Origin of the sequence: Pseudomonas sp. 10C3 (genome assembly GCF_036346185.1) — a bacterium.
Taxonomy (GTDB): domain Bacteria; phylum Pseudomonadota; class Gammaproteobacteria; order Pseudomonadales; family Pseudomonadaceae; genus Aquipseudomonas.
Genome location: NZ_JASJVE010000002.1, coordinates 172,249 through 198,110 on the forward strand (window position 1 = coordinate 172,249; position 25,862 = coordinate 198,110).

Below are 25,862 nucleotides of genomic sequence, written 5' to 3' on the forward strand. Positions count from 1 at the left end.
GTCAAAACCGACCATAATCCATAAGTCAATTGATTCAGGTCATTACACCAACATTCGCTTTCACCCAACGCGACCAAAGGTCGCACCCCCGGGCCAGAGCGAGAGGCGTATCATTGGCGCCTTAGCGACACTCTTTTGACCACAGTCGGCACGCACTGGCTGAGGCTTTTTCCACTGCCGTGGGACGCACTAATGAGCAACCAGATTCCGGTACACAATGTCACTCCGCCGCCTAAAAAAGACAGCAGCGGTGTCGATCTCTATGCTTCCCGTGAAAAAATCTATACCCGTGCCTTCACCGGCCTGTTTCGCAATTTGCGGATGATGGGCGGTGCCGGGCTATTCCTGCTGTACTTCGGTACGGTCTGGCTGAACTGGGCGGGCCATCAGGCCGTCTGGTGGAACCTGCCAGAGCGTAAGTTCTACATTTTCGGCGCCACCTTCTGGCCGCAGGATTTCATCCTGCTCTCCGGCATTTTGATCGTCAGTGCCTTTGGCCTGTTCTTCATTACCGTATTCGCCGGGCGCGTGTGGTGCGGGTATACCTGCCCGCAAAGCGTCTGGACCTGGATTTTCATGTGGTGCGAGAAGGTCACCGAAGGTGATCGTAATCAGCGCATCAAGCTCGACAAAGCGCCGATGTCCGGCAACAAGTTCTTGCGCAAGCTCAGCAAGCACAGCTTGTGGCTAATCATTGGCTTCGCCACGGGCCTGACCTTCGTCGGCTATTTCGCCCCTATCCGTGACCTGACCATTGATTTTTTCACTGGGCAGGCTGATGGCTGGGCGTATTTCTGGGTCGGCTTCCTCACCCTCGCCACGTATGGCAACGCGGGCTGGCTGCGCGAACAAGTGTGCATTTACATGTGCCCGTATGCGCGTTTCCAGAGCGTGATGTTCGACAAAGACACCCTGATCGTGTCCTACGACCCACGTCGCGGCGAAAAACGTGGCACACGGAAAAAGGATATCGATTACAAAGCACAGGGTCTGGGGGATTGCATCGACTGTACGATGTGCGTACAAGTCTGCCCGACCGGCATCGACATCCGCGACGGCCTGCAGATCGAATGCATCGGTTGTGCAGCCTGTATCGATGCATGCGATACCATCATGGACAAGATGAACTACCCACGCGGGTTGATCAGCTACACCACTGAACACAACCTGTCCGGGCAGACAACGCACAAACTGCGTCCGCGCCTGATTGGTTATGCTGTGGTGCTGCTGGTGATGATGAGCTTGCTGGCGACCGCCTTTTTCATGCGTCCGCTGGTTGGTTTCGACGTCAGCAAGGACCGCGTGCTATATCGCGAGAACGCAGAAGGCCGGATCGAAAACGTTTATAGCCTCAAGGTCATGAACAAGGATCAGGTCGATCACACCTACACTCTCGATGCCTCTGGCTTGCCTGACCTGAAACTGCAAGGTCGTCGCGAATTCAAGGTGCAGGCGGGTGAGATCATCAGCGTGCCGGTCGAATTATCGAGCGCACCGGAGCAACTGCCGTCGAGTACCAACGAGGTGACTTTCACCCTCAAGGATGCTGACAACAGTGGCACCCACGTTCAAGCCAAGAGCCGTTTCATCGGCCCGCAAATTCGCTAAGAGAAGTTAGTCATGTCCGTAGCAAACGCCTCTAGCCCTTGGTACAAGCACCTTTGGCCATGGATAATCATCGGCATCCTCGCCTGTTCGGTGACGCTGACCTTGTCGATGGTGACGATCGCCATCAATAACCCGGATAACCTGGTCAACGATAATTATTACGAGGCTGGCAAAGGCATCAATCGCTCGCTGGACCGTGAACTGTTAGCCAAGAGCCTCAACTTGCGCGCCGCGGTGCACCTGGATGAGCTGACAGGTGAAACCGAGCTGCGGCTGACGGGTGACAGCCAGCCGGAAACCGTGGAACTCAACCTGATCTCGCCGACGCAACCGGAAAAGGATCGCAAGATCATCCTGGCCCGCAGTGCGTCCGAGCCTGGCCGCTACATCGGCCAATTGAGCGACAAGGTCGAAGGTCGGCGCTTTGTCGAACTCCTCGGCGTGCAGAATGGCCAAACCTGGCGCATGTTCGAAGAAGAGCAAGTCCTCAACGGGAAACAGCTGTTGCTGGGCGACGAGCCACTCCAGGGCGCGGAAGACCTGAAAAACTGATCTGACGCAATGACCACGCCAACCCCCTGCTACCATTGCGCGCTGCCGGTTCCTGCTGGCAGCCGCTTCACGGCTGTCGTGCTCGGGGAAACCCGCGAGCTGTGCTGCCCAGGTTGTCAGGCAGTGGCAGAGGCTATTGTCGCTGGCGGCCTGGAAAGCTATTACAGCCATCGCAGTGAAGCGTCGGCCAACCCGGAAACGTTGCCCGTGCAATTGGTCGACGAACTGGCCCTGTACGATCGCCCTGACGTACAGGCACCCTTTGTGCGCCATGAAGGCGAACAGGCCGAAGCGACTTTGCTCATGGAAGGTATCAGCTGTGCCGCCTGTGGCTGGCTGATCGAGCGTCATCTGCGCAGTTTACCTGCCGTGGCCGAAGCCCGACTGAACCTGTCCAACCATCGCTTGCATGTGCGATGGGCCGATAGCCAGCTGGCGCTGAGCCAGGTACTCAGCGAATTACGCAGCATCGGCTATGCCGCACACCCTTATCAGTCCGACCGCGCCACCGAGCAACTGGCCAGCGAAAACCGTCTGGCCTTGCGCCAACTCGGCGTTGCCGGGTTGCTATGGTTCCAGGCGATGATGGCAACCATGGCCACCTGGCCGGAATTCAATATCGACCTCAGCCCGCAGATGCACACCATCCTGCGCTGGGTCGCGATGTTCCTCACCACGCCTATCGTGTTTTACAGCTGTACACCGTTCTTTAAGGGTGCCGTGCGCGATCTACGTACGCGCCACTTGACCATGGATGTTTCGGTTTCCCTCGCCATCGGCAGCGCCTATATCGCCGGTATCTGGACGTCGATCACTGGCGTTGGCGAACTGTACTTCGATGCAGTCGGCATGTTCGCCCTCTTCCTCTTGGCCGGCCGCTACCTGGAACGCCGCGCACGCGAACGCACGGCGGCAGCCACGGCACAGCTGGTCAATTTACTGCCCGCCTCTTGCCTGAGGCTCAGCGCCGACGGTCAAAGCGAGCGAATCCTGCTCAGCGAACTGCGCCTGACCGACCGGGTGCTGGTGCATCCCGGCGCCATATTGCCAGCTGATGGCAAGATTCTCGAGGGCCAGTCCAGCATCGATGAATCACTGCTGACCGGCGAATACCTGCCGCAGCCGCGAACCGTAGGCGACGCGGTCACCGCAGGCACACTCAATGTCGAAGGCGCGCTGACCGTGCAAGTTCTGGCCTTGGGTCACGACACACGCCTGTCAGCCATTGTCCGCCTGCTGGAACGCGCCCAAGCTGAAAAACCCCGTTTAGCGGAAATTGCCGACCGCGCCGCCCAATGGTTTCTGCTGCTGTCGCTGATTGCCGCCGCCGTTATCGGTCTGATCTGGTGGGAACTCGACTCATCTCGGGCCTTCTGGATCGTGCTAGCCATGCTGGTCGCTACCTGTCCGTGCGCGCTGTCGCTGGCAACGCCCACGGCGCTGACCGCCGCCACCGGCACTCTGCACAAACTGGGCCTATTGTTAACCCGCGGTCATGTGCTGGAAGGTCTGAACCAGATCGACACCGTGATTTTCGACAAGACCGGTACGCTCACCGAAGGTCGATTGGCACTGCGCACCATCCGCCCTCTGGGGGAACTGGATGCGGATCGTTGCCTGAGCCTGGCCGCAGCCCTGGAAAATCGCTCCGAACACCCTATTGCACGGGCATTTGGGCGCGCGCCGGTGGCCGCTGAAGATGTCCACAGCACGCCGGGCCTTGGCCTGGAAGGCCTGGTCGGCGAACAGCGCTTGCGCATCGGCCAGCCGGGATTTGTCTGCGAGCTCAGCGCCTGCGCACTGCCATCGACGCCCGACGAAGCCGGCCAGTGGCTACTGCTTGGCGACACTCAGGGTGCCCTGGCATGGTTCGTCCTCGATGATCGCCTGCGTGCCGATGCTCCCGCACTGCTGCTAGCGTGCAAGGCGCGCGGCTGGAAGACCCTGCTGCTCTCCGGCGACACGTCTCCGATGGTCGCCAGCGTAGCAGCCGAGCTGGGAATCGACGAAGCCCGTGGCGGTCTGCGCCCGGACGATAAACTTCAGGTGCTGCAAGCGCTGCACCAGCAAGGTCGCAAAGTGTTGATGCTCGGTGACGGGGTCAACGACGTACCGGTACTGGCCGCAGCAGATATCAGTGTCGCCATGGGTTCAGCCACCGACTTGGCCAAGACCACCGCCGACGCAGTGCTGCTGTCCAACCGCTTGCAAGCGCTGGTGCACGCGTTCAGCCTGGCGCGGCGCACCCGCCGGGTAATCATTGAGAACCTGCTGTGGGCAGGCCTGTACAATGGCCTCATGCTGCCCTTCGCAGCGCTCGGCTGGATCACCCCCATCTGGGCAGCGATCGGCATGTCCATCAGTTCGTTGACTGTGGTACTGAACGCCTTGCGTCTGACCCGCATGAAAGGCCTGCAAGACGCCACCCTTCTCAACACCCGCCCGCTGCCAACATGAATCGGCGGCCGGCTTCGGAGGCTCCATGCCGGCTCTATACATAATGATTCCAGCGGCGCTGTTGATCGTCGCAATCGCCATCTACATATTCTTCTGGGCGGTGGACAGCGGCCAGTACGATGACCTCGACGGTCCGGCACACAGCGTTCTGTTCGACGATCAGGACCCTCAACATCTGGCCGCCATGGAAGAAGCCACCGGCCACAAACCGGTACCTCAGGCCGAAAACAAAGACCAGGCCCCGCCCCATGCTTGAACTGGCCCCCCTGCTGGTGTCGGCAATCATCCTCGGTCTGCTTGGCGGCGGCCATTGCCTGGGCATGTGCGGCGGCTTGATGGGCGCGCTGACCCTGGCAATCCCCAAAGAACAACGTAGCCGGCGCTTTCGCCTGCTGCTGGCGTACAACCTGGGGCGAATTCTCAGCTACGCCACCGCTGGCTTGCTGATTGGCCTCGCGGGCTGGGCAGTGGCCAACAGTCCAGGCGCGATGATCATGCGCGTGATCGCGTCGCTGCTATTAATTGCGATGGGTCTGTATCTCGCAGGATGGTGGAGCGGCCTGACCCGCATCGAAAGCCTGGGGCGCGGCCTGTGGCGGCATATACAGCCGTTTGCCAGCCGCTTGCTTCCGGTGTCGAGCATGCCTCGCGCATTACTGCTTGGGGCGCTCTGGGGTTGGCTGCCCTGCGGCCTGGTCTACAGCACCCTGCTGTGGTCGGCCAGCCAAGGCAACGCCCTCGACAGCGCGCTGCTGATGCTCGCCTTTGGCTTGGGCACCTGGCCTGTGCTACTCGCCACCGGGCTTGCTGCCGAGCGCACCACTGCCCTGCTGCGCAAACGCGGTGTGCGCATGGCCGGCGGCCTGCTGGTTATCCTGTTCGGTATCTGGACGATGCCTGGTCCTCACCAGCATTGGTTGATGGGTCACTAAGCCCTCATCACCAGGAATAAACCGACCCTCCGTCAACGATTTGCCGCCAGAACGCAGGCCGTTGACGCAAATCAACACCGCCCTGAGCACACCTCCCTAGACTCAACGACATTGCCAGCCTATTCGGGAAATACCCGCATGCTCGACGCCATTCGTTGGGATTCCGATCTCATCCGCCGCTATGACCTGGCGGGGCCACGCTACACTTCATACCCCACTGCGGTGCAATTCCAGACCAAGGTAGGGGCATTTGACCTGCTGCATGCTCTGCGCGACAGCCGCAAGGCTCTACGGCCTCTATCACTGTATGTGCACATACCGTTCTGCGCGAACATTTGCTATTACTGCGCGTGCAATAAGGTCATCACCAAGGATCGAGGGCGGGCTCTGCCCTACCTGCAACGTCTGGAGCAAGAAATCCAGATGATTGCCTGCCACCTCGACCCGAAGCAACAGGTCGAACAGTTGCACCTGGGCGGCGGCACCCCGACGTTCCTGAGTCATGACGAATTGCGCCAGTTGATGGCGCATCTGCGCAAGCATTTCAATTTGCTCGACGACGACTCCGGTGACTACGGCATCGAGATCGATCCTCGCGAAGCCGACTGGTCGACCATGGGCCTGCTTCGCGAACTGGGCTTCAATCGGGTCAGCATCGGTGTCCAGGATCTCGACCCGCAGGTACAGCGCGCCGTCAATCGCCTGCAAAGCCTTGAAGAGACCCGCGCCATCATCGAAGCGGCACACACCCTGCAATTTCGCTCGGTGAATATCGACCTGATCTACGGCCTGCCCAAGCAAACGCCTGAGTCCTTCGCCCGCACCGTCGATGAAATCATCACGCTGCAACCGGATCGCCTGTCCGTGTTCAACTACGCCCACCTGCCGGAGCGCTTCATGCCCCAGCGGCGGATCAATGCGGATGAACTGCCGGCGCCAGAGCAAAAACTTGAAATGCTCGAACGGACCATCGAACAGCTGACGGATGCCGGTTACCGCTACATCGGAATGGACCACTTTGCCCTGCCCGATGACGAACTGGCCATCGCCCAGGAAGAGTCAACGTTGCAACGCAATTTCCAGGGCTATACCACCCACGGCCATTGCGATCTGATCGGCCTCGGCGTCTCGGCAATCAGCCAGATTGGCGACCTGTACAGCCAGAACAGCAGCGACCTGAATGATTACCAGACCTTGCTGGCCGGCGACCAACTTGCCACCAAGCGCGGCCTGCTATGCAATGCCGACGACCGCGTGCGCCGAGCAGTGATCCAGCAACTGATCTGCCATTTCAGCCTGAACTTTGCTGGTATCGAATACGCGTTCAATATTGATTTCAGGGGCTATTTCAAAGAGGAATGGCCGCAACTCCTGACGATGGTCAATGACGGCCTGATCGAAATCGATGAGACGGGGATAACCGTGCTACCAGCGGGTCGTCTGCTGGTGCGCTCAGTGTGCATGGTGTTTGATGCCTACCTGAACCACCAAAATCGCCAACGCTTTTCACGGGTGATCTAACCCGATATAGCCCCCCTTTACCGATTGAAGGAGGGCAATACACATCGGTTACTTTGCAGCGGTTTTGGCGTTTTTCTCGATAAGCTTGATCAAGCTGGCGGAGGCCGTAAACAGTGCTGCAGTCAATTGCGCCAACTCCGACTGAATACTGCTCGCCTGTGTCTGCTTCTGCTCCGGGCTCAGGCTTTTGTTCGACATCACCGCCTGCAATCGTGCCTGCGCCTCGGCGATCTGCTTTTGCAGTTCTTTGATCCGTTTTTGGAGCATTTTGATGGGGTCGGTGCTGTCAGCGCTGTCGCTAGCTGCGGCCTTGGCCTTTTCTATTGCAGCGGTGGACAGCTCGACCTTCACGCTTACCGGCGCTTTGCCGGTACCCTCTTCGTCGGTCGACGCGGCTGCAGCAACCGCTCTGGTTTGCGGGGTTGTGGCTTGAAAGCCAGTGCTGCTGGACGCACTGAGGTTGACGGACAACATGAACGGCGCTCCTGAGTCAGTTAGGCCACCACTTGTTATCGGCAGTCGTGCGAAGAGCTTTATCGTCTTGCGTTAAATCTGCTGGCACTGGCCGGAACAGCTTGCGCTGGGTTACCCTTATGTCTTCTGTGTGTTTTCCCACAAGGATTGAAGTCATGTCTGAGCCAGTCAAACTGCGCGCACCTAACCAGGCCCATTGCAAGGATTGCAGTTTGGCCCCGCTGTGCCTGCCGCTTTCTTTGAATCTGGAAGACATGGATGCACTCGATGACATCGTCAAGCGCGGTCGTCCACTGAAAAAAGGCGAGTTTCTGTTTCGACAGGGCGATGCATTTGGTTCGGTGTATGCGGTGCGCTCCGGTGCGCTGAAAACCTTCAATCTCAGCGATGGCGGTGAAGAACAGCTCACCGGTTTCCATCTGCCGAGCGAGTTGGTGGGTCTGTCCGGCATGGACAGCGAAGCCTACCCGGTATCGGCTCAGGCACTGGAAACCACATCCGTGTGTGAAATCCCGTTTGAGCGTCTTGATGACCTGTCGGTTCAACTCCCACAACTGCGTCGGCAATTGATGCGGATCATGAGCCGGGAAATTCGTGACGATCAGCAAATGATGCTGCTGCTCTCGAAAAAAACTGCCGACGAACGCATCGCCACGTTTCTGGTCAACCTGTCGGCCCGTTTCCGCGCTCGCGGTTTTTCGGCCAATCAGTTTCGCTTGAGCATGTCGCGCAATGAAATTGGCAACTTCCTGGGTTTAGCCGTGGAGACAGTGTCGCGGGTGTTCACCCGTTTCCAGTCGAGCGAGCTGATCGCAGCCGAAGGCAAGGAAATCCAGATCCTCGATCCTATCCAACTCTGCGCGCTGGCGGGCGGCTCAATCGAAGGCTGAGGCATGCTATCCATGGCGGCTGCGCTGTAGACTAGCGTCAGCCAATACGCCTCAGGATCCTCTTGATGATTTTCGACGAATTCAGTTTCAAATCCCTTATTCGCCCGGTCATGGACTTCCCTAAACCTGGCGTTGTTTTTCGCGATATTACCCCGCTGTTTCAATCGCCAAAGGCCCTGCGCCTGGTGATCGACAGCTTCGTGCAGCGCTATATCGACGCCGAATTCAGCCACATTGGCGCCATGGATGCTCGCGGCTTCTTGATTGGCTCAATCGTCGCTTATGAGCTGAACAAGCCACTGATCCTGTTCCGCAAGCAAGGCAAACTACCGGCAGACGTGTTGTCCGAGCCCTACCAGACCGAGTACGGCGAAGCATGGCTGGAAGTGCATGCCGACAGCCTGTGTGAGGGCGATGCCATCGTGATGTTCGATGATCTGATTGCCACCGGTGGCACGCTGGTCGCGGCCGCCAACCTGGTACGCCGCATGGGCGCCCATGTCTACGAAGCCGCGGCGATCATCGACCTCCCGGAACTCGGCGGCTCACAGCGCCTGGAAGACATGTCCATCCCGACCTTCTGCCTGACCAACTTTGCGCTGAGCGATAGATAGCGACAGGGGGGAATCAAGCGCCTGCAGGTTTTCGAAAATACACAATCAAAGCCCCATCTGCTTGGCAATGATCTCGTTCATTACCTCACGCGTACCGCCTCCGATTGAAAGGATGCGGTTATCGCGGTACAGGCGCTCCACCAGGCTATCGCGCATATAACCCGAACCGCCAAGGATCTGCACCGCGTCGTAAGTGATGCGGTCGGCGGTGTCGGTGGCGAAGTTCTTCGCCATGGAAATCTCTTTGATCACGCTCTGCCCCGCTGCCATTTTTGCCGCCTGGCGGTAGGTGAATTCGCGTGACACTTCCAACTGCGTGGCCATTTCTGCCAACCGATGCTTGAGCACCTGGAACTTGCCAATCGGTTTGCCAAATGCCTCACGCTGCTTGGCCCAACTCAGGCTCTGTTCAAGCGCCAGTTGTGAGGTCATATTCGCCATCAGCGCCAGTGCCAGGCGCTCATACTGAAAGTTGCCCATGATGCAGGCAAACCCCATGTTCTCCGCGCCAATCAAATTGGCCATCGGCACCCGACAGTCCTCGAAAAACAGCTCAGCCGTGTCCGACGCCCACCAGCCCATTTTCTTCAGCTGCCGACCGACACTAAAACCCGGAGTGCCCTTCTCTATCAGCAACAGACTGATGCCCGCAAACCCAGGCTCACCGGTGCGCACTGCTACGGTATAAAAGTCGGCGCGTATGCCGCTGGTGATAAATGTTTTGCTGCCGTTGACCCGATAGCCGTCACCGTCTCGCACCGCACGGGTTTGCAGGTTCGCCACATCAGAACCACCCCCGGGCTCAGTGATCGCCAGCGCCATGATCTTTTCCCCGCTCAGCACCTGCGGGACAACACGTTCGCGTAGCGCCGGCTGCCCCCACTTGACCACCGGCGGCAAACCAATGTCCAGCGAACCCAAACCGGCGACCAGCCCGGCAGACCCGCAACGCATCAGCTCTTCGCTGGCCGCAACCTTGGCAAATACATCACCTTCATGGCTGCCGCCCAGCGCTTCGGGATAACCAATGCCCAAAATCCCGGCAGCGCCCGCCTTCAGGTAGAGCTCACGCGGAAAGCCTTCGGCCTCCTCCCACTCATCGACGAAAGGCAGTATCTCTCGCTCGACAAAGCGCCGCACGGCGTCGCGGATCAATTGGTGGTTGGGGTCGAAGTATTGCTGAAAGTCGGACATCGGCGCGCTCCACTGAGAGGTTCAGCGAACTTACCGAGCGCTTGCTTGGTTTACAAGCGCTAATCGTTCCTCACGCCGAAGCCTCGAACCGGCGCCGAGGAACGATCCATCACAATGCTATTGGCTTACGCCCTGCAAACGAATGCGCCAATGTACCGCCGTCCACCAGCTCCAGCTCACCCCCCAGCGGTACGCCGTGGGCGATGCGGGAGGTGATCAGGCCTTTGTTGCTCAGCAACTGGGCGATGTAATGCGCGGTGGCTTCGCCTTCGACGGTCGGGTTGGTGGCGAGAATAATTTCGGTGAAGGTGCCCTGCTGCTCGATGCGCGTCACCAATTGCGGAATGCCAATGGCTTCCGGCCCGAGACCGTCCAGCGGCGACAAGTGCCCCTTGAGTACAAAGTAGCGACCACGGTAGCCCGTCTGCTCCACCGCATAGACATCCATCGGCCCTTCGACCACGCACAGCAGTGTGTCGTCACGACGAACATCCGAACATTGCGGGCAAAGATCGTCTTCGGTAAGGGTGCGGCAGAGCCGGCAATGGCCGACGCCCTCCATGGCCTGACTCAATGCCAGCGCCAGGCGCGAACCGCCGCTGCGATCACGCTCAAGCAATTGCAGGGCCATGCGCTGGGCAGTTTTTTGACCGACGCCGGGCAATGTACGCAGAGCATCGATCAATTGGCGAATCAGGGGGCTGAAGCTCATGAGAAAGGTCCGACAAAACAACGAGACGCGGTTTATACCCGCGCCTCCGGTTAGCGTCAATTCAAGCATCAGCGACACGGACGACCAGCTTGCCAAAGTTGCGTCCTTCCAGCAGACCGATAAAGGCCTCGGGCGCCTGTTCGAGCCCTTCGACTATATCTTCACGAAACTTGATCTTGCCCTCTTTAACCCACGGGACCATGGCAGCGAGAAACTCCGCGTGGCGATCGCCATACTCCTCGAACACGATAAAACCCTGAATCCGTGCGCGCTTGGTCAGCAACGTGCGCATCAGCAATGGCAAATGATCGGTCCCTTCCGGCAGCGACTGCGCGTTGTATTGGGCGATCAAACCGCATAAAGGAATCCGCGCACGGGCATTGAGCAGTGGTAGCACCGCGTCGAACACCTTTCCGCCAACCAATTCAAAATAGATGTCGATGCCATTGCCACAGGCTTTCGCCAGCTCATCGGCGAAATGTTCACTTTTGTGATCGATACACGCGTCAAACCCCAACTCATCGACCACGTACCGGCATTTTTTGGCACCGCCAGCGATGCCCACCACGCGCAAACCCTTGAGTTTGGCCACCTGCCCTACCACCGACCCGACCGCACCGGACGCCGCAGCCACCACCAGGGTCTCCCCGGCTTTGGGCTTGCCGATGTCCATCAGGCCCATGTACGCGGTCATCCCTGGCATACCCAGCACGCCGACGGCCATTGAAGGGCTGGGCAGATCCTTGGGCACCGACACCACTTGCGTACCATCGCAGATGCTGTGGGTTTGCCAACCGGTCATGCCTACGACCAGATCGCCCGGCTTGAAATGGGCATTGCGTGACTGCTCGACGCGGCTCACCGCCCCGCCCGTCATGACGTCATTGACCTGCACCGGTTCCGCATAAGACGGCGCGTCGCTCATGCGCCCACGCATATAGGGGTCGAGGGACAGATAGAGCGTACGCAGCAACACCTGACCCTCTTCCAGATCAGGCAGCGCCTCACGCTCCAGACGAAAATTCTCTGGCATGGGTGCGCCTTTGGGACGAGAGGCCAGAACGATGCGTTGGTTGAGGATCAATTCTTGCGCCATAGAGCAGTTCCTTAATCGATAAATTCAGGCTAATACAGAGCAGACCGTTTTGCTCGGCAGGCGTTCGGTCGATATCCAATAAAGCAACCCGTGCAGGCATGGTCTTGCCCACGATAAGCCGGGGACGCGCTCGACCCGCAGGACCTTCTTCGCAGCAAAAAAAAGCCAGGCACGGGGCCTGGCTTCCGGTCACGCTAAAACGTTTTAGAATGGCAGTTTCATGCCCGGTGGCAATTGCATGCCCGCCGTCATGCCAGACATCTTTTCCTGGCTGTTCTGCTCGATCTTGCGCACAGCGTCGTTCACCGCGGCAGCGATCAGGTCTTCAAGGATCTCCTTGTCTTCCTGCATCAGGCTGTCATCCAGGCTGATCCGTTTGACGTCATGACGACCGGTCATCACGACGCTGACCAGGCCTGCGCCCGACTGCCCGGTGACTTCGGCATTGGCCAGTTCTTCCTGCGCCTTGGCCATTTTCTCTTGCATCTGCTGTGCCTGCTTCATCAGGCCGGCCATGCCACCTTTCATCATGGGAATTCACCTCAAGTATTGATGGGTCATTTTTGCGTAGCGCCACACAGGCGCCACGCACGTCAGTTAAAGAGTCTGAGCCGCCGGAGCATCAACAGGTTCAATCGTATCCTCTCGAATCACCGCGCCAAACTGTTGCAGCATTTGCTGGATGAACGGATCGGCGTGGATCGATGCTTCTGCTTCGCTCTGGCGCTCGGCACGGCGGCGCGAACCCGCCTGAGCCGGGGTTTCCTGCTCGGGTTTGATCAGCTCGATGCTCAAGTTCAAGGTCCGCCCGTGGTATTGATTCAGGGCATCGTTGAGTCGGCGCAGTTGCGTTGTATTGAACAGCGCGCTGTGGGCCGGGTCCAGGTGCAGCAGCCAGTTATCGCCCTCCACGGCCATCAAGGTGCAATTGGCAGCGATACTGCCCGTCATGCCCGACACCGGCAGCTTCGGAAACAGATTCAGCCACTCCAGCGCCAGCCCTGTCGCCGGCATCAAGGCCGGTAACGGCTCGGGCTCAACGACCTCGGTCACACTGTCGTGGGCCAGTTCGTCCAGGTAGCTATAAGATGCGGGGTCAATGTCCACCTCCACATCGAAGAAATCATCATCGTCCGGCGGCTCGTCATCACGGTCCATGGGCGCAGGAACGAATGCCACTGACTCTGGAACCGGCTCAACCATGGCCGGCGTCGCCACCTCCGTAGCAGCCTGTACGTCCTCAGGCTTAACTACGTCAGGCGCGTCGGGAACCGGGCTTGCGGGTGCCGGTATCGGCATGGGCGTCAGGTCCGGCTGTTCGGCCACGGTATCGAGCATCGGCTCGGGAACGGTTTCTACGACCGGCTCGGAATCGGATTCCGGCTCAGAGATCGACTCAACGTCGGCTTGTAGCTCTGGTTCAGGCTCAATTACCGGCTGCACGGCCCTGGGCTCATTCCAGGGTAAATCGACTTCTTCTGCCGGAGCAGGTTCAGGCATGATCGGCGCGGCAACAGGCTGAACAACCGGCTTATCCATAGGTGCAGGCACAACGGCAGCTACCGGGGCGGCTGCAACTACCGGCGCAACGGAAGTCGCGCCGGCCACTGGTTGCCTGGAATCAACTGTGGCCTGGTTGATCCCCACTGGCTTTAGCGGCTGCCTCGGCGCATCACTGCTGTCAGCGGGGCGGAAGGCCAGCATCCTCAGCAGAACCATCTCGAAGCCACCCCGAGGGTCTGGCGCCAGCGGTAAATCACGGCGGCCGATCAGGCCCATCTGATAGTAGAACTGCACGTCTTCGGCGGGTAACGCCTGAGCCAGTGCCAGCACCCGATCCCGGTCGCCATGACCGTTATCGACGCCTTCGGGCAACGCCTGGGCAATGGCCACGCGGTGCAACACGTTGAGAATTTCCGAGAGCACACCATTCCAGTCCGGCCCTTGCTCGGCCAGATGTCGCACGGCTTCAAGCACCCCGCGCGCATCGCCATCAAGCAGCGCATGCAGCACGTCGTACACCTGGCCATGATCCAGCGTGCCCAGCATGGCGCGAACGTCCGCCGCCATGACCTTGCCTTCGCCGAACGCAATCGCCTGATCGGTCAGGCTCATGGCATCGCGCATAGACCCATCGGCAGCGCGGCCCAAGAGCCACAGCGCGTCGTCTTCGAACGGTACATTTTCGACCGTGAGCACGTGGGTCAAATGCTCGACCACACGCTCGGGAGTCATGTTCTTCAGGGAAAACTGCAGGCAGCGCGACAGAATGGTCGCCGGCAACTTCTGCGGATCGGTGGTTGCCAGGATGAACTTGACGTAGGGCGGCGGCTCTTCCAGGGTCTTCAACAGGGCGTTGAACGAGTGAGTGGACAGCATGTGCACTTCGTCGATCAGGTAGACCTTGAAGCGCCCGCGGCTTGGTGCGTACTGCACATTATCAAGCAGCTCACGGGTGTCTTCGACCTTGGTCCGGCTCGCGGCGTCGATCTCGATCAGGTCGACGAAACGCCCCTCGTCGATCTCCCGGCAGACCGAACAAGTCCCACAAGGCGTCGACGTGATGCCCGTCTCACAATTCAGGCATTTGGCGATAATCCGCGCAATCGTGGTTTTGCCCACGCCACGGGTGCCGGTAAACAAATAAGCATGGTGCAGCCGTTGGCTGTCCAGCGCGTTGATCAAGGCCTTGAGCACATGGGTCTGGCCGACCATTTCGCGGAACGAGCGCGGACGCCATTTACGTGCAAGAACCTGATAACTCATCGAAAACCGTCGCAACTGGGAAGCGGAAGACCGCCAATGCTAGCGGAGCAAGGGCAAAATTGCATCCGGTGTCATTCTCTAATATGACTACGCTGTTGAAATGGAGGAAACTTCGGCATCAAATTCATCCTGAATCGCATCGTATTGCCCACGCAAAGGAACCGAATGCGGCCGCTCTTGAGCACTTTGTTGTCACTCAGCTGCTTATGCTCGTGCTTCAGCTACGCCGCTGAGGCACCTTTGCGCTTTTCGATTGCCGACAGCTGGTCGATGCCATTGGTACAGATCGACGGCGCTCAGCCAACTGCCGGATTCCTGTTCGACATCATGCAGAGCCTGGCCCGACAGGTCGGCCGCCCCGCGGAATACCATGTATTAGCCCGTCTGCGCGTGCAAAACGCGCTGGACCGTGGCGAAGTCGATGTTCGTTGTTACGCCGCGCAATCCTGGGTACCCAACTTCTCCGGTGACTACACCTGGAGCCTGCCGCTGATGACCCAACGCGACCTATTGATCAGTACCGCTGACAACACAGCTCCGATCCGCGTCGACCAGCTTAATGAACAGATGATCGGCACCGTTCTGGGTTATACGTATCCGCACCTGCAACCCCTGTTCGACACCCACCAATTACACCGTGAAGACGCCCGTAGCCAGGAACAAGTCCTGCAAAAACTTGGGGCAGGCCGTTATCGCTATGCCGTGGCCAATGAATGGTCGATGAACTGGTACAACCGCCAACTGCCACCGGACAAACAATTGCACAGTGTTTCCATCGTCGAAGAACAAGCGGTAGGCTGCATCGTGCGTAACGACCCGAACCTGCCGGTACAGACCATTCTACGTGCTTTGTTGCGCATGAAAATGTCAGGGGAGATTGATCGGATCATCGAGCGCTACGGCACTCAGGCATCACTCTCGCTTGAACGGAATTAGCCAGCGACTCGCTAGCACCCGGACCGCGGCGTTAATCGCCAAACCCTTCACGCCTACCTTGTAGCATCAGCGTCACACTGCCTGACTACCCTCCTCCGAAATCATTTGTTACGAACTCAGCCAAACACGCAGGTAACCGCCATGAACAACAAAGACGACGACGCGTTGCAGCCGCCTGCTGGCGATAACCCACCCGATGCGGGTAGAAGACGTTTCCTTGGTGGCGTCGCGGCGCTTGGCGTCGGCGCGACCCTCAGCGCTTACGTTTCAGGCAACGAGCCGCCAGCCAAGCCCGACGACAAGCCTTTAACCGGTGCCGCGCTGGATCAGGCACTGCGCGATAACGTGAAAACGGTGGTGGTCATCTACGCCGAAAACCGTAGTTTCAACAATTTGTTCGGTGACTTCCCGGGTGTCGAAAAGCCGCTGGCTGCGCTCACCACAAACGATTATCAGCAACGCGACCGCGACGGCAGCATTCTGGAATCCCTGCCCCCGGTATGGGGCGGTATATTGCAGATTGGCCCACAAACCGTAGACGGCGTGACCTACCCCGCCGAAACCCAGTTTCAAGAGCACCTGATCAACGCGCCCTTCGCCCTTGAGGGGCCCAATGGCGAAGATCTGCCGCTAGGCTTGGTCACCCGCGACCTGTGGCATGTGTTTTATCAGAACCAGATGCAAATCAATGGCGGCAAGAACGACAGCTTCGTCGCCTGGGCAGACTCGGGTGGCCTGACCATGGGCCATTACGCGCAAACCCAGTACTCCCTGCGCCTGTGGGACGTGGCAACGGAGTTCGTGCTGTGTGACAACTTCTTTCAGGGCGCTTTCGGCGGCTCGTTTCTCAATCACCAGTACCTGGTGTCCGCTACTGTGCCGTTTTACCCTGACGCCGCGAACTCACCGGCCAAACAGCAAATCGCCACACTACAGAGCGATAATCCGCACGATACGCGGCTCAAGCCTCTGGAGAAGTCTCCCGCCAGCGCCATGACCGGCCCACCGCAATTCGGTCCAAGCGCATTGACGCCCGACGGTTATGCGGTCAACACCCTGGCCCCACCATACTGGCCGACCTGGCTGCGTGACCCCGAGCGCCCGGACTACTCAAAACCGGGTCTGGCCAACGTATTGGTGCCGCAAACCCATGACCATATCGGCGACAAACTGTCGAAGAAGAACATCGACTGGGCGTGGTACGCCGGCGGATGGCAGGCCACCATCGACCAGTTCAAAGACTCTCCCGGCATCCCGAAAATCCCGAATTTTCAGTATCACCACCAACCGCTCAACTACTTCAAAAAGCTCGGCCCCGACAACCCCGCAGAACGCAGCAAACGCCTGCGCGACGCAGGTTTGGGTGAAGAGTCCAGAACCAACAAATTCTTCGCCGACGCCGAAGCTGGCAAGCTGCCCGCCGTCACTTTCTACAAGCCCCAAGGCAACCTCAACATGCACGCCGGTTACGCCGACGTTGCCTCTGGAGACCGCCACATCACTCGCGCCATCAAAGTCCTGCGCAACAGCCCGCAATGGAAAAACATGGTCATCGTCATTGCGGTCGACGAAAACGGCGGCTGGTGGGACCACGTCGCGCCGCCAAAAGGCGACCGCTGGGGCCCTGGCACACGTATTCCGGCGCTGGTCGTCTCACCCTTTGCCCGCAAAGGGGTTGTTGACCACACCATCTATGACACCGCCTCAATCCTGCGTTTGATCACTCGAATACACGGGCTGGAGAAGCTGGATGGGCTGAAAGAGCGGGATGAAGAAATGCTGACCAGAGGCCAGGAGCCCATGGGGGATTTAACCAAGGCGTTGCAGTTTTTCGAGGCATAGCAACGCCTGCACCGAATGATCGGCGACATTCATCCCCTCTTTCGCAGCAGGAGATTAAGTTGATCGACCACCTCGGCCCAGTCGGCGTCTTCAAGGATCTCCTCGCGCAGAAAAGAGGCCTGTGCGGGGGTCCAGAAAAAAGCGTCCTCTAACGCAAGGTCGGCCTTGAGGGGTGAATGAGTGGCGAGGAAGGCGTCAATGCTGACCGGGTCGGCCGCAAGCCCCAACTGTTGAAAAAGAGCCGGCAAACTATGCACAGGTAATTCCATGAGTCACTCCTTGAGCCAGGTTGAACGCACGCGGCACAACCTGGCTCGATCATTGACGCTCATTACTGGCAGACCTCACGCACCTCGGCATGCGGCACCAGTTTCAGGTATTGGTCCATGCGCATGTGGACCAAATAGTGGTGGTTACCAGCTTCCAGGTAGATGTCCTCCTGGCGGGTCAACATCGGATCGAGCAGCATCTTGATTCCATAGGCCTCACCCAGTGCCGGGATCGCGCCACGCTCACAGTCGCCGAACAGGTGCGGCAAGCCACTTTCGCGAGTGAGCTGCCAATCCCCACTGGTTTGTATTTTGCTCAAATCCAAATGCCGATCAGCGGGCAACACAGCCATCATGTAATGCCCGTGTTGATCATCGAGAATCACTGATTTAGCCAAGCGCTCCGCCGGAACGCTGGCCACCCGCGCGGACTCCAGACTCGTCGCCGAGTGCGGGTGAGCCACGATGTCATAATCACAGCGCGCCTGTTCCAGGCTACGTTGTACCGTTTTTGCCATACGCATGATGCACCTCCACGCCCTGCACGGAAGGGCAGAGCCGATATCTTTAACGTCAAGTTTAGGCAGCGCACGGCGTGGCGGCGATTGGATGGCAGTAACAGTTAAGACTATGCGGCACCGTCAATAGTCGAGAATGAACTAAGATCAGAACCTGCCTGCTCGCCCCTCTGTATGCCTACTTTCTGATGTAGATCAACCCCCCCTTAACACCGACTCCTATTCTTAAAACGGCACTCACGACGTTGATAGGAGCTGAAGATGAAAAAAGCAGGCCTGATCGGCCAATACATACTGATGGCAGCAAGTGCTTTACTGCTGCCATCAACCAACGTCTTTGCTAACCCGGAAACGCCACCTTCAGGGGGCGTGGCCGAATACCGTCAGAATTTTGACTGGGTCAAGCACACGCAACAGACTCTGGACGAACTCAAGGGCAAGCTGAATCTAACACCAGCGCAAATGCCTGCGTGGGAGACATGGTCCGCCGGCTTGATGACGGATGCCCATCAGCAACTGGAAAAAGACAAACCCGGACATGAGGAAAAAGGGAGCACGGCGAAACCGGTGATTGACGAAACAACGCCGGAAAGAATGGCACAAGGAATAGAGCGTTTACACGCACAAATCACCTGGATGCAAGCACACGTAGCTCGTCTGGAAGCGGCTCAAGCTCGCACCAAAACGTTTTATGACACGTTGAGCACTGACCAAAAAACCATATTCGATCTGTTCTGGAACGGGATGCACCGCAGAATGCACGGGTACGGCGGCTGGGGCACACACATGCCCATGTCGAGCCCCATGATGGAAGAAAACCAAAGCCGAACACACGAAGAATAAGCTGCATTGCACAGTCTATTAGGTAGACATCATGAACATTGACTCGATAAAACGTTGCACGCTTATTGGCGTGGTTCTGATCGGTACGAGTCTTTCATTACCGGCCACCGCCGACTCGCATGGAGGCGGTCATGGTGGCGGCTGGCACAGCGGCGGCCCCGCATGGTGGGGCATAGGAATTGGTTTGGGCCTGGGCTGGGAAGCCGCGCACATTGCCGGCCCTTACTACTACCCTGCTTACCCGGTCTATTACTATCCCGCCCCTGCTTACTACTACCCTTACAGGCCGTCCACGGTGGTGATTGAGCCAACACCGTCGATGCCGCCCGAGAGGATAACGACGGGGGCGCCATCAAGCCCTCCACCCGCGCCCAATTGGTACTACTGCGACTCGGCCAAAGGCTACTACCCTTATGTACATCAGTGCCCTGAACCGTGGCGCACAGTCCCGGCGACGCCACCCGGACCGACACGCTGACCTGTCCAGCGAGTGCGATTCGAGGAAGGAATTCTGGACGTGAGAAAACACCCTTTGAATCGCCTTGTAGCGAAAGAGTGGTTAGCTGTTTTAATCGAGGAATTTTGCGTTATGGAGGCAACCCCACCAGCCACACCCCGGCACACAATGTTCCCGCTGTGGCTGCTTCCTTCCGGATCTGACCAGGTAGGCATGCAAGCATGCTCGGGTAATCGTTGCGGACTATGTAACACGGGGCTTTCAGGCTGTTGACGGGTTAAATCCGTGTTCTGATACGGCAATAGAAAACGCCGATAAGGAGTGTCAGAAATTCGGGGTGTAGCCAGCACTGTCACACTTTGCTGTCACACATCGGTGTCACACATGGCCTACATTATCCGTCGCAGCCCCTTCTATTACCTGAACCTCAGGCTACCCAAGCACCTATTCCCAAACTGTCACACATTGCGTCTGAGCCTCAACCTACGAGAGCGTCAGCCTGCTTTGTTTCTCGCCAGTTCACTGGCCCAACAAGTACTTAGCCACCTGATTGAACACCCTGTGGCTGACCTTCAGACGCTCCGTACCCTGTGTTCGGGGTGGCGAGACTCTATCCCCACGCCAACGATCCAGCCCATTACGAGGAAGACGTTAGCCCACGCTCCAAAGCAGAGCAGCGACGGGCCTACTCTAGCCGCCCTGTCCAAGCGGTATATAGAAGAAGGCAAACGTGGGGGTACATGGCGAACTGTCAGCACCTTCGAGGTGGAACGTGCCCTACGCGATCTCTTCGAGCTAATGGGCGATATGCCAGCTGAAGCCTTCGACGTAAACCAAGCACGGACCCTCAAGGATCGGTTAAGCCGTTGCCCGCAATACTTCGGCCTACGCCCTGAATTTGAAGACATGACACTCAGTCAGGTTGTCGCTTCAGCAAAAACATACAAGACCATCAGTGCTGTGACCGTCAACAACCGGCTACGTAAACTTTCTGCCTTTCTTAACTGGTGCAAGACCAACGGATATATTCAAGATAATCCGCTGTCCGGACTAAAGATGATGACGGGCGCAGCAAAAGACGCCCGACTGTCTTTTGAAATTGAAGACATCCATAAGGTGCTCGATTTGAACGCACTGAAAGCTGAGGCACGTAAGCATCCTTGGCGTTATTGGTTACCGCTGCTAGGAAGATATACAGGTGCTCGTCTGGAGGAGCTTTGCCAATTGCACGTCGGCGATATCTCAGAGGTGCACGGAGTTCCTTGCATTCGGATAGACGATAGCCATGAGGGCCAAAAACTGAAAAACGAAAGTAGTCGCCGTATCATTCCCATTCACCCAGCGCTGATAGAACTAGGGCTTTTGGAGTATGCGAACACGATCAAAGCAGAGGGCAGTATTCGGCTATTTCCAGAGCTGGCGCCAACACGAGATAAACTTGGTCACGCACCAAGCAAGTGGTTCAGCAGATACAGACACAAGCTCGGCATTACTGACCCAAAGAAAACTTTTCACAGCTTTCGTCATAGCTTTATTGATGATATGCGAGAGCTAGGCGTTCAAGATTCTTTGGTAAAACGCATGGTTGGACACACTGACTCCTCAACTACATTTGGCATCTATGGAAGCCGGACACCTGTAAAAGCAATGTTGGAAGCAATACGGGGGCTACCCGATATTAACCTATGACTAACCTCACGTTAGTTATCCATATTCGTAGTAAAAGCCGTCAGTTAAGGGGCTACAGAGGGGCTGGAGACGTTTCCAGCTCAAACCCTTGTCTATGCCAGGGTTCAGGCTAACGGCGTTTTCTCATCCCTTTTTCCCGCTACAAATAAACTTATATTGGTTTCTTACAGTTATTTGAAATACTAAAATTTTAAGTGTATGATTTCCCGTTGTCGCTTCTCCTAGCGAAAATCGGATTGTCCTTAATTGGCTAAGTGGTCGGCTAGTGTGGTGGTGGAAGCTTCCCGCATGAACTGGCAGCAACAATCTTAAACAAGCGACCTACTGTGAGATGGGAAAGGTCGATGGGTGAGCTTCAAGTCAGCACCCCCCAGCAGCTCTGCTAAAGCTGTGTGAACTCTACCTGACTAGATTGGGCGTTATCAGTGTCCCAGTTCCGAAGGCGGCTACCCCTACCCGTGGTAGACCGTACTGAATCCGATGTTTGGATTCGATCTACCTCGTTCCCAATTTTGATGGCATTTATTGCTTCTACGGGTATGGAATCAGGAAGGACTTCAGGTTAAAGGCTCCTACCCGGTCTTAGGCAGAGCGTTTGCTTTGTATGGCCATGGGTAAGGGTAGCTTTTACCGAAGTTCTCCTGTAACCCATTTTGATAATTAGTAATCATTATAGACAAATCTAAATATAATCACTAGATCACTCCATATGGGCATATGGGCTGAATTGTATGTCGTTAAAAAAGTTAAATTTTGCATAAGTTATGAGAGAGCAAGCAATAACAAACACAACTCGATAGCAAGTAATAAGTTGTTACATATATATAGCGAAATAAACTTAATTATATTTCCAAAAGCTTGCAATTTGAACATGAAATTTGCTAAAATCTCTCCATAAGAAAAAACTACGAGTTAGGATTTTCTTCAGCTTCTCCCTCTCGCGTACCATCTCGTTAAAAACATTCGACCTAATGGTGTTATTAGAGTTTCCTCGTTAGGTCAATGCAGATGTTGTTTCCTTCTTTACAATAGCTGCCATCAAAAAACTTCTGAAGTTTCAAACCACAATTCGCGCTATAGATTTAGTCTGAATTGTGGTTTGTTGTTGTTTTAAGTTCCTTAATCTTGAATATTCCAAACAACACTGGAGGGCTTTTCAACGCCTATGAAATTAGTAAAGCAATGTAAATGGTGCGGGAGTGAAATGCTAACCACACGAAGCTCCAAGATTCTCTGTTCTCAGAAATGCCATAACCAGATGCATTATTGGCGACATAAAACAATGCCTGGGCTTGCCCCCGCTATGGCCTTCAAGCTTATAGATGACTGCCTTGCCAAAGGCGACCATCCAAATGAGCAACACTCAATTCATCACCCTGATGAAGTAACCGCCGTATAACTTAAATGTAACCATCGAGGAAACACCAATGCAAGAATGCTTGATCTGTCACGAACTATTTGAACCAACAAACCGCAAACACGTATTTTGTTCAAATCTATGCAATGTCAATCTTTACAATGCTCGTAAGAAAGCAAAACTATTGGTCAAAGAGATTGTTATGTCTTTAAACACCCCGGCGGAAGTTTTTGAATTTCAGGACAAGGTAAAGTCACTAATCACTGAGGATGCGTTGTAATGAAGAACTTTCGCGTACTGAAAATCCCTATGGATCTTGGCTTGATTGAAAAACTTGAAAATGACGCTGTAAATTATTCAAGCTTTACTCAGTTATTGAACACTATTGTGAGACAGCATTACCTGCACAAAGAGATACGAGAAGAAATGGCGAAGCTTAGGTAGAGATACTGTGGTACAAGGTCGTGACGACCTTTGCCAAAGGTCACCATGATCTATGGCATAGGTCACTATGACCCTATAGTAATAATGATGTATAAACAATGATGCAATAAAAAAGACAAGCATACGAATTTAAAATCTACTGCTTGTATCCGCTACGCCTCGGTCTACGACCTTCACACGCAGACACAATATACAAAAGCAAAAGCGATGATCTGATTTTCGTATTCAGCGTCTTTATCCGTGCAAGGGCCAAAGGCCCATTATATTTGTTTTTGGTGCAGAGATCGCAAGATCGTAGAAACATCAATAGCCAAGGGTCACGATGACCTATGGTTCAAACATTAGTCGAGATTAGTAATGCGTATAAACCTAAACGATCGGTCGTCAAGAGAGCTTGAAATCTTGATGGATAAACTTAAACACAACAGCCCTACCCATACCATTCAAACAATCATTACGCTTCTCTTGAAACAACAAAGTCAGTCTCAATCAACAGTCGAGGATAACACATATGAAATCGCAGCTCTTCACAACTGATCCAAAACAACTCAGTCCCTACATTGCTGGTTATCGCGAACTGCTTTCTGCTGAAGGTTGGGTCGGGAAAACAACAGGGCAAGAAATTAAACCTTTCACTGCTGAACAAAAAATCCTATGGCTGTGGATGCTGGACCGCTATCAGTTTTTTAAGGAAAGTGGTCGTGAATGGTTCGATAACCAAATTGATATTTCGGCAGCGACAAATATTAGCGAATCCACGATAAAGCGTTTTATTAAAAAACTCAAAGATGAAGGTTACATTACTGTTTTCCAAACGCGTGTCAGTGGGCACAAATCAAATTCCTACACGATTTCAGCTGACCTTGTACTAATCCAACCCATCAAGAAGGCAAAGCCGCTACCAGAGGCCGTACCAGCGCTAACAGGACACGCATTAGCAGATGCTCAAGCTAAGGGTTCAGTAGGCATTGACGTGTCCGATGTGCTGGAACACGACGATCTTCCAGGGGCAGGGATGAACTGGGCAACTGAAGTCATACCTGACTGGGATGATCGTCTAGGCATTCAGTATGAGGCCGAGGTGGAATACAGCGGCAACGTGCAATATGGAGACTTCGATTCGCTTAGCAAAACAACCCCCCAACCGTCTCCTATTGAGATAGAAGACAATATCACGGACCACACCAACGCCAAAATAGAAAACGTGGTCGGTGAAGACTTCCCGGCCAGAGCTTACAAACCTAATGGTGATTTTAGTGACGTGGCGCTGGATTGGTTGGAAGAGAACAGTTTTTTCGTACAAGATGCCGAAAAGCGAATTGTCATCCACAATGTTAAAGGTGGCAAGTGGTATCGCATCGAGGGCCGCAACTTTCTTCCCACCGATAACAAGTATCAACAGGCGGGTACGTTAGTTCCAGCTTACGCTAACACCCTCCTACCCTTCTAACTTATAGATTCAAACTCAAAATTGCAAAAAAATGCATATCAACTGAAGCACATGCAATAGACCCTATAATATACTTACAACAAAGCCAAGTCTATTTCAATAAGGCAGAGCTTCCTAAGCTGGATGATTCTAACCAAGTGGAATCGGCAAAACTGTCAGAGGAATAGATTCAAATGCACATTAACATCCTGCTAAAAGCTTCACAGCCGTTTTATAAGCAACAAGGTAGCACAGATCCAACTCGTAAAACTCTTGAAGAAAGATACGCTATCAAAACGAAGGTGTAGCAGGATACATAAACACAAGGATTTGGAGGGTGCGAGTCCTCTCACCCCCTGGTGAGGCCCATGATTACTGGTGAATTCAGATCACACACTAAGCAGGATGCATCCCCCCTCTAAAAATTAAAAAATTATAATGCTTATGATTTTAACAAATAACAAATAACAAATAACAAAGATTCTTGCGCTTGAATAACACTGTATAGTTACCCTAAAACCGCCCACCCTAGCGAGAGTCATTTGCATTTTATTGCTGACGCCTGCATTGCTTACAGCAATAGTTGATAGCGATGACAAAAATGCAATTCGTTACAAAATGGTTTCACTCGTGAATTTACACAGAGCAAAAAACCAACAACACTGCTGAAAGACAAGATAGGATAGGATAGGATAGGATAGGATAAATGACGATATGGGAGCACACATTAGGATTTTAGATTCTCGAATCAAACCCTTACAAGGATACAGCCAATGACTTATTATTGGTTTATCCTTCGGAGCGTTGCTGATAATAACGCGTCACCCCAAACCTTCCATTGAGGCTTTCTCGCCACTCTCTGAGTGGCGACAGTATTTAGAGGGATCAGATCGCTGGGGCTGTTTTTTGGAACGGTGGAGCCAGTTGGCAGGCCGTAAGTCCTGCATCCGATCTGAGCGATGCGCTTTAAAAAGGAAGCAACGTCCATCAGGAATCACCTATCCCTCTCTTTGGTCCGTCGCTATAATCGACCGCTTAAATCTAGCGCTTCGTTCAGTTCCACAAGGTGAAAGGATTGAAAAACATATGGATTGTCTGTTTCAGCCTAGCGGCCTATTCTATTTCCATCCATGCCCTAGCCGACTGGCCTATTTTGCCCAAGGGTGAGGTAGTCTGCGACACCCTTACGTCTGCCATGGAGCAGGCCCATTATTTTATGGAGGGTATTGATGAGCTAGCCGATAGTAAACATTGCGGGCGCT

At 55.3% G+C, this 25,862-nt stretch carries 22 protein-coding genes; 14 read left to right on the forward strand and 8 right to left on the reverse strand.

Annotated elements, in window-relative coordinates; genetic code table 11:
- Positions 1-192: 192 nt before the first annotated feature.
- From ccoG to hemN, 6 genes are all read left to right on the forward strand, one after another.
- The gene (gene ccoG / locus QN399_RS02615; protein ID WP_330200513.1) at positions 193-1,608 is read left to right on the forward strand and encodes a cytochrome c oxidase accessory protein CcoG; all 1,416 of its coding nucleotides are present in this window, start codon (positions 193-195) and stop codon (positions 1,606-1,608) included.
- Positions 1,609-1,620: 12 nt separating this feature from the next.
- Positions 1,621-2,160: a FixH family protein gene (locus tag QN399_RS02620; RefSeq protein WP_322179892.1), complete on the forward strand. Its 540-nt coding sequence runs from the start codon at positions 1,621-1,623 to the stop codon at positions 2,158-2,160.
- 9 nt (positions 2,161-2,169) lie between these two features.
- Complete coding sequence (locus tag QN399_RS02625; RefSeq protein ID WP_330200514.1) at positions 2,170-4,617, forward strand: heavy metal translocating P-type ATPase; 2,448 nt, start codon at positions 2,170-2,172, stop codon at positions 4,615-4,617.
- A gap of 25 nt (positions 4,618-4,642) precedes the next feature.
- Entirely contained in the window at positions 4,643-4,873 is a 231-nt protein-coding gene (gene ccoS, locus QN399_RS02630; RefSeq protein ID WP_322179894.1) for a cbb3-type cytochrome oxidase assembly protein CcoS, read from the forward strand.
- Positions 4,866-5,549, forward strand: coding sequence for a sulfite exporter TauE/SafE family protein (locus QN399_RS02635; protein ID WP_219060517.1), 684 nt, complete (start codon positions 4,866-4,868; stop codon positions 5,547-5,549). Before ccoS ends, QN399_RS02635 begins: the two co-directional genes overlap by 8 nt.
- A 138-nt stretch (positions 5,550-5,687) precedes the next feature.
- The gene (gene hemN / locus QN399_RS02640) at positions 5,688-7,070 is read left to right on the forward strand and encodes an oxygen-independent coproporphyrinogen III oxidase (protein ID WP_322215547.1); all 1,383 of its coding nucleotides are present in this window, start codon (positions 5,688-5,690) and stop codon (positions 7,068-7,070) included.
- 48 nt (positions 7,071-7,118) lie between these two features.
- On the opposite strand, the gene QN399_RS02645 is transcribed toward hemN, so the two are convergent.
- Positions 7,119-7,544, reverse strand: a complete 426-nt coding sequence (locus QN399_RS02645; protein WP_322179896.1) for a hypothetical protein — start codon at positions 7,542-7,544, stop codon at positions 7,119-7,121.
- 155 nt (positions 7,545-7,699) lie between these two features.
- Here QN399_RS02645 and fnr point away from each other — a divergent pair, with 155 nt between their 5' ends.
- Both fnr and QN399_RS02655 read left to right on the forward strand, forming a co-directional pair.
- Positions 7,700-8,434, forward strand: a complete 735-nt coding sequence (fnr, locus tag QN399_RS02650) for a fumarate/nitrate reduction transcriptional regulator Fnr (protein WP_219060514.1) — start codon at positions 7,700-7,702, stop codon at positions 8,432-8,434.
- Between the two features lie 65 nt (positions 8,435-8,499).
- Positions 8,500-9,048 (forward strand): adenine phosphoribosyltransferase, encoded by a 549-nt coding sequence (locus QN399_RS02655; protein WP_322179897.1) that lies wholly within the window; start codon positions 8,500-8,502, stop codon positions 9,046-9,048.
- A gap of 45 nt (positions 9,049-9,093) precedes the next feature.
- On the opposite strand, the gene QN399_RS02660 is transcribed toward QN399_RS02655, so the two are convergent.
- The 5 genes from QN399_RS02660 to dnaX form a co-directional block, all read right to left on the reverse strand.
- Positions 9,094-10,242, reverse strand: a complete 1,149-nt coding sequence (locus tag QN399_RS02660) for an acyl-CoA dehydrogenase family protein (protein ID WP_322179898.1) — start codon at positions 10,240-10,242, stop codon at positions 9,094-9,096.
- A gap of 109 nt (positions 10,243-10,351) precedes the next feature.
- Positions 10,352-10,954: a recombination mediator RecR gene (gene recR, locus QN399_RS02665; protein ID WP_322179899.1), complete on the reverse strand. Its 603-nt coding sequence runs from the start codon at positions 10,952-10,954 to the stop codon at positions 10,352-10,354.
- 61 nt (positions 10,955-11,015) lie between these two features.
- On the reverse strand, positions 11,016-12,050 hold the full coding sequence (locus QN399_RS02670) for an NADP-dependent oxidoreductase (protein WP_322179900.1): 1,035 nt from the start codon (positions 12,048-12,050) through the stop codon (positions 11,016-11,018).
- Positions 12,051-12,254: 204 nt separating this feature from the next.
- Positions 12,255-12,581 carry a YbaB/EbfC family nucleoid-associated protein gene (locus QN399_RS02675; RefSeq protein ID WP_219060509.1) on the reverse strand — a complete coding sequence of 109 codons (327 nt, stop codon included), beginning with the start codon at positions 12,579-12,581 and terminating at the stop codon, positions 12,255-12,257.
- 66 nt (positions 12,582-12,647) lie between these two features.
- The gene (gene dnaX, locus QN399_RS02680) at positions 12,648-14,816 is read right to left on the reverse strand and encodes a DNA polymerase III subunit gamma/tau (RefSeq protein ID WP_330200515.1); all 2,169 of its coding nucleotides are present in this window, start codon (positions 14,814-14,816) and stop codon (positions 12,648-12,650) included.
- A gap of 165 nt (positions 14,817-14,981) precedes the next feature.
- Between dnaX and QN399_RS02685 the strand changes: the two genes are divergently transcribed.
- Complete coding sequence (locus tag QN399_RS02685) at positions 14,982-15,752, forward strand: transporter substrate-binding domain-containing protein (RefSeq protein ID WP_330200516.1); 771 nt, start codon at positions 14,982-14,984, stop codon at positions 15,750-15,752.
- 141 nt (positions 15,753-15,893) lie between these two features.
- Positions 15,894-17,594, forward strand: a complete 1,701-nt coding sequence (locus QN399_RS02690; RefSeq protein ID WP_330200517.1) for an acid phosphatase — start codon at positions 15,894-15,896, stop codon at positions 17,592-17,594.
- A 29-nt stretch (positions 17,595-17,623) separates the two neighbouring features.
- On the opposite strand, the gene QN399_RS02695 is transcribed toward QN399_RS02690, so the two are convergent.
- Both QN399_RS02695 and QN399_RS02700 read right to left on the reverse strand, forming a co-directional pair.
- The gene (locus QN399_RS02695; protein WP_322179904.1) at positions 17,624-17,863 is read right to left on the reverse strand and encodes a DUF2789 domain-containing protein; all 240 of its coding nucleotides are present in this window, start codon (positions 17,861-17,863) and stop codon (positions 17,624-17,626) included.
- 62 nt (positions 17,864-17,925) lie between these two features.
- Positions 17,926-18,387, reverse strand: a complete 462-nt coding sequence (locus tag QN399_RS02700) for an aminoacyl-tRNA deacylase (RefSeq protein ID WP_219060504.1) — start codon at positions 18,385-18,387, stop codon at positions 17,926-17,928.
- A gap of 255 nt (positions 18,388-18,642) precedes the next feature.
- On the opposite strand from QN399_RS02700, the gene QN399_RS02705 reads away from it, so the two are divergent.
- The 4 genes from QN399_RS02705 to QN399_RS02720 all read left to right on the forward strand — a co-directional run bounded on the left by QN399_RS02705 (position 18,643) and on the right by QN399_RS02720 (position 24,621).
- Complete coding sequence (locus tag QN399_RS02705) at positions 18,643-19,224, forward strand: Spy/CpxP family protein refolding chaperone (protein WP_322179905.1); 582 nt, start codon at positions 18,643-18,645, stop codon at positions 19,222-19,224.
- Between the two features lie 31 nt (positions 19,225-19,255).
- The gene (locus QN399_RS02710; RefSeq protein WP_330200518.1) at positions 19,256-19,702 is read left to right on the forward strand and encodes a hypothetical protein; all 447 of its coding nucleotides are present in this window, start codon (positions 19,256-19,258) and stop codon (positions 19,700-19,702) included.
- A gap of 363 nt (positions 19,703-20,065) precedes the next feature.
- Positions 20,066-21,370, forward strand: a complete 1,305-nt coding sequence (locus QN399_RS02715) for a site-specific integrase (RefSeq protein WP_330200519.1) — start codon at positions 20,066-20,068, stop codon at positions 21,368-21,370.
- 2,312 nt (positions 21,371-23,682) lie between these two features.
- Complete coding sequence (locus tag QN399_RS02720; RefSeq protein WP_330200520.1) at positions 23,683-24,621, forward strand: winged helix-turn-helix transcriptional regulator; 939 nt, start codon at positions 23,683-23,685, stop codon at positions 24,619-24,621.
- Positions 24,622-25,862 lie beyond the last annotated feature (1,241 nt).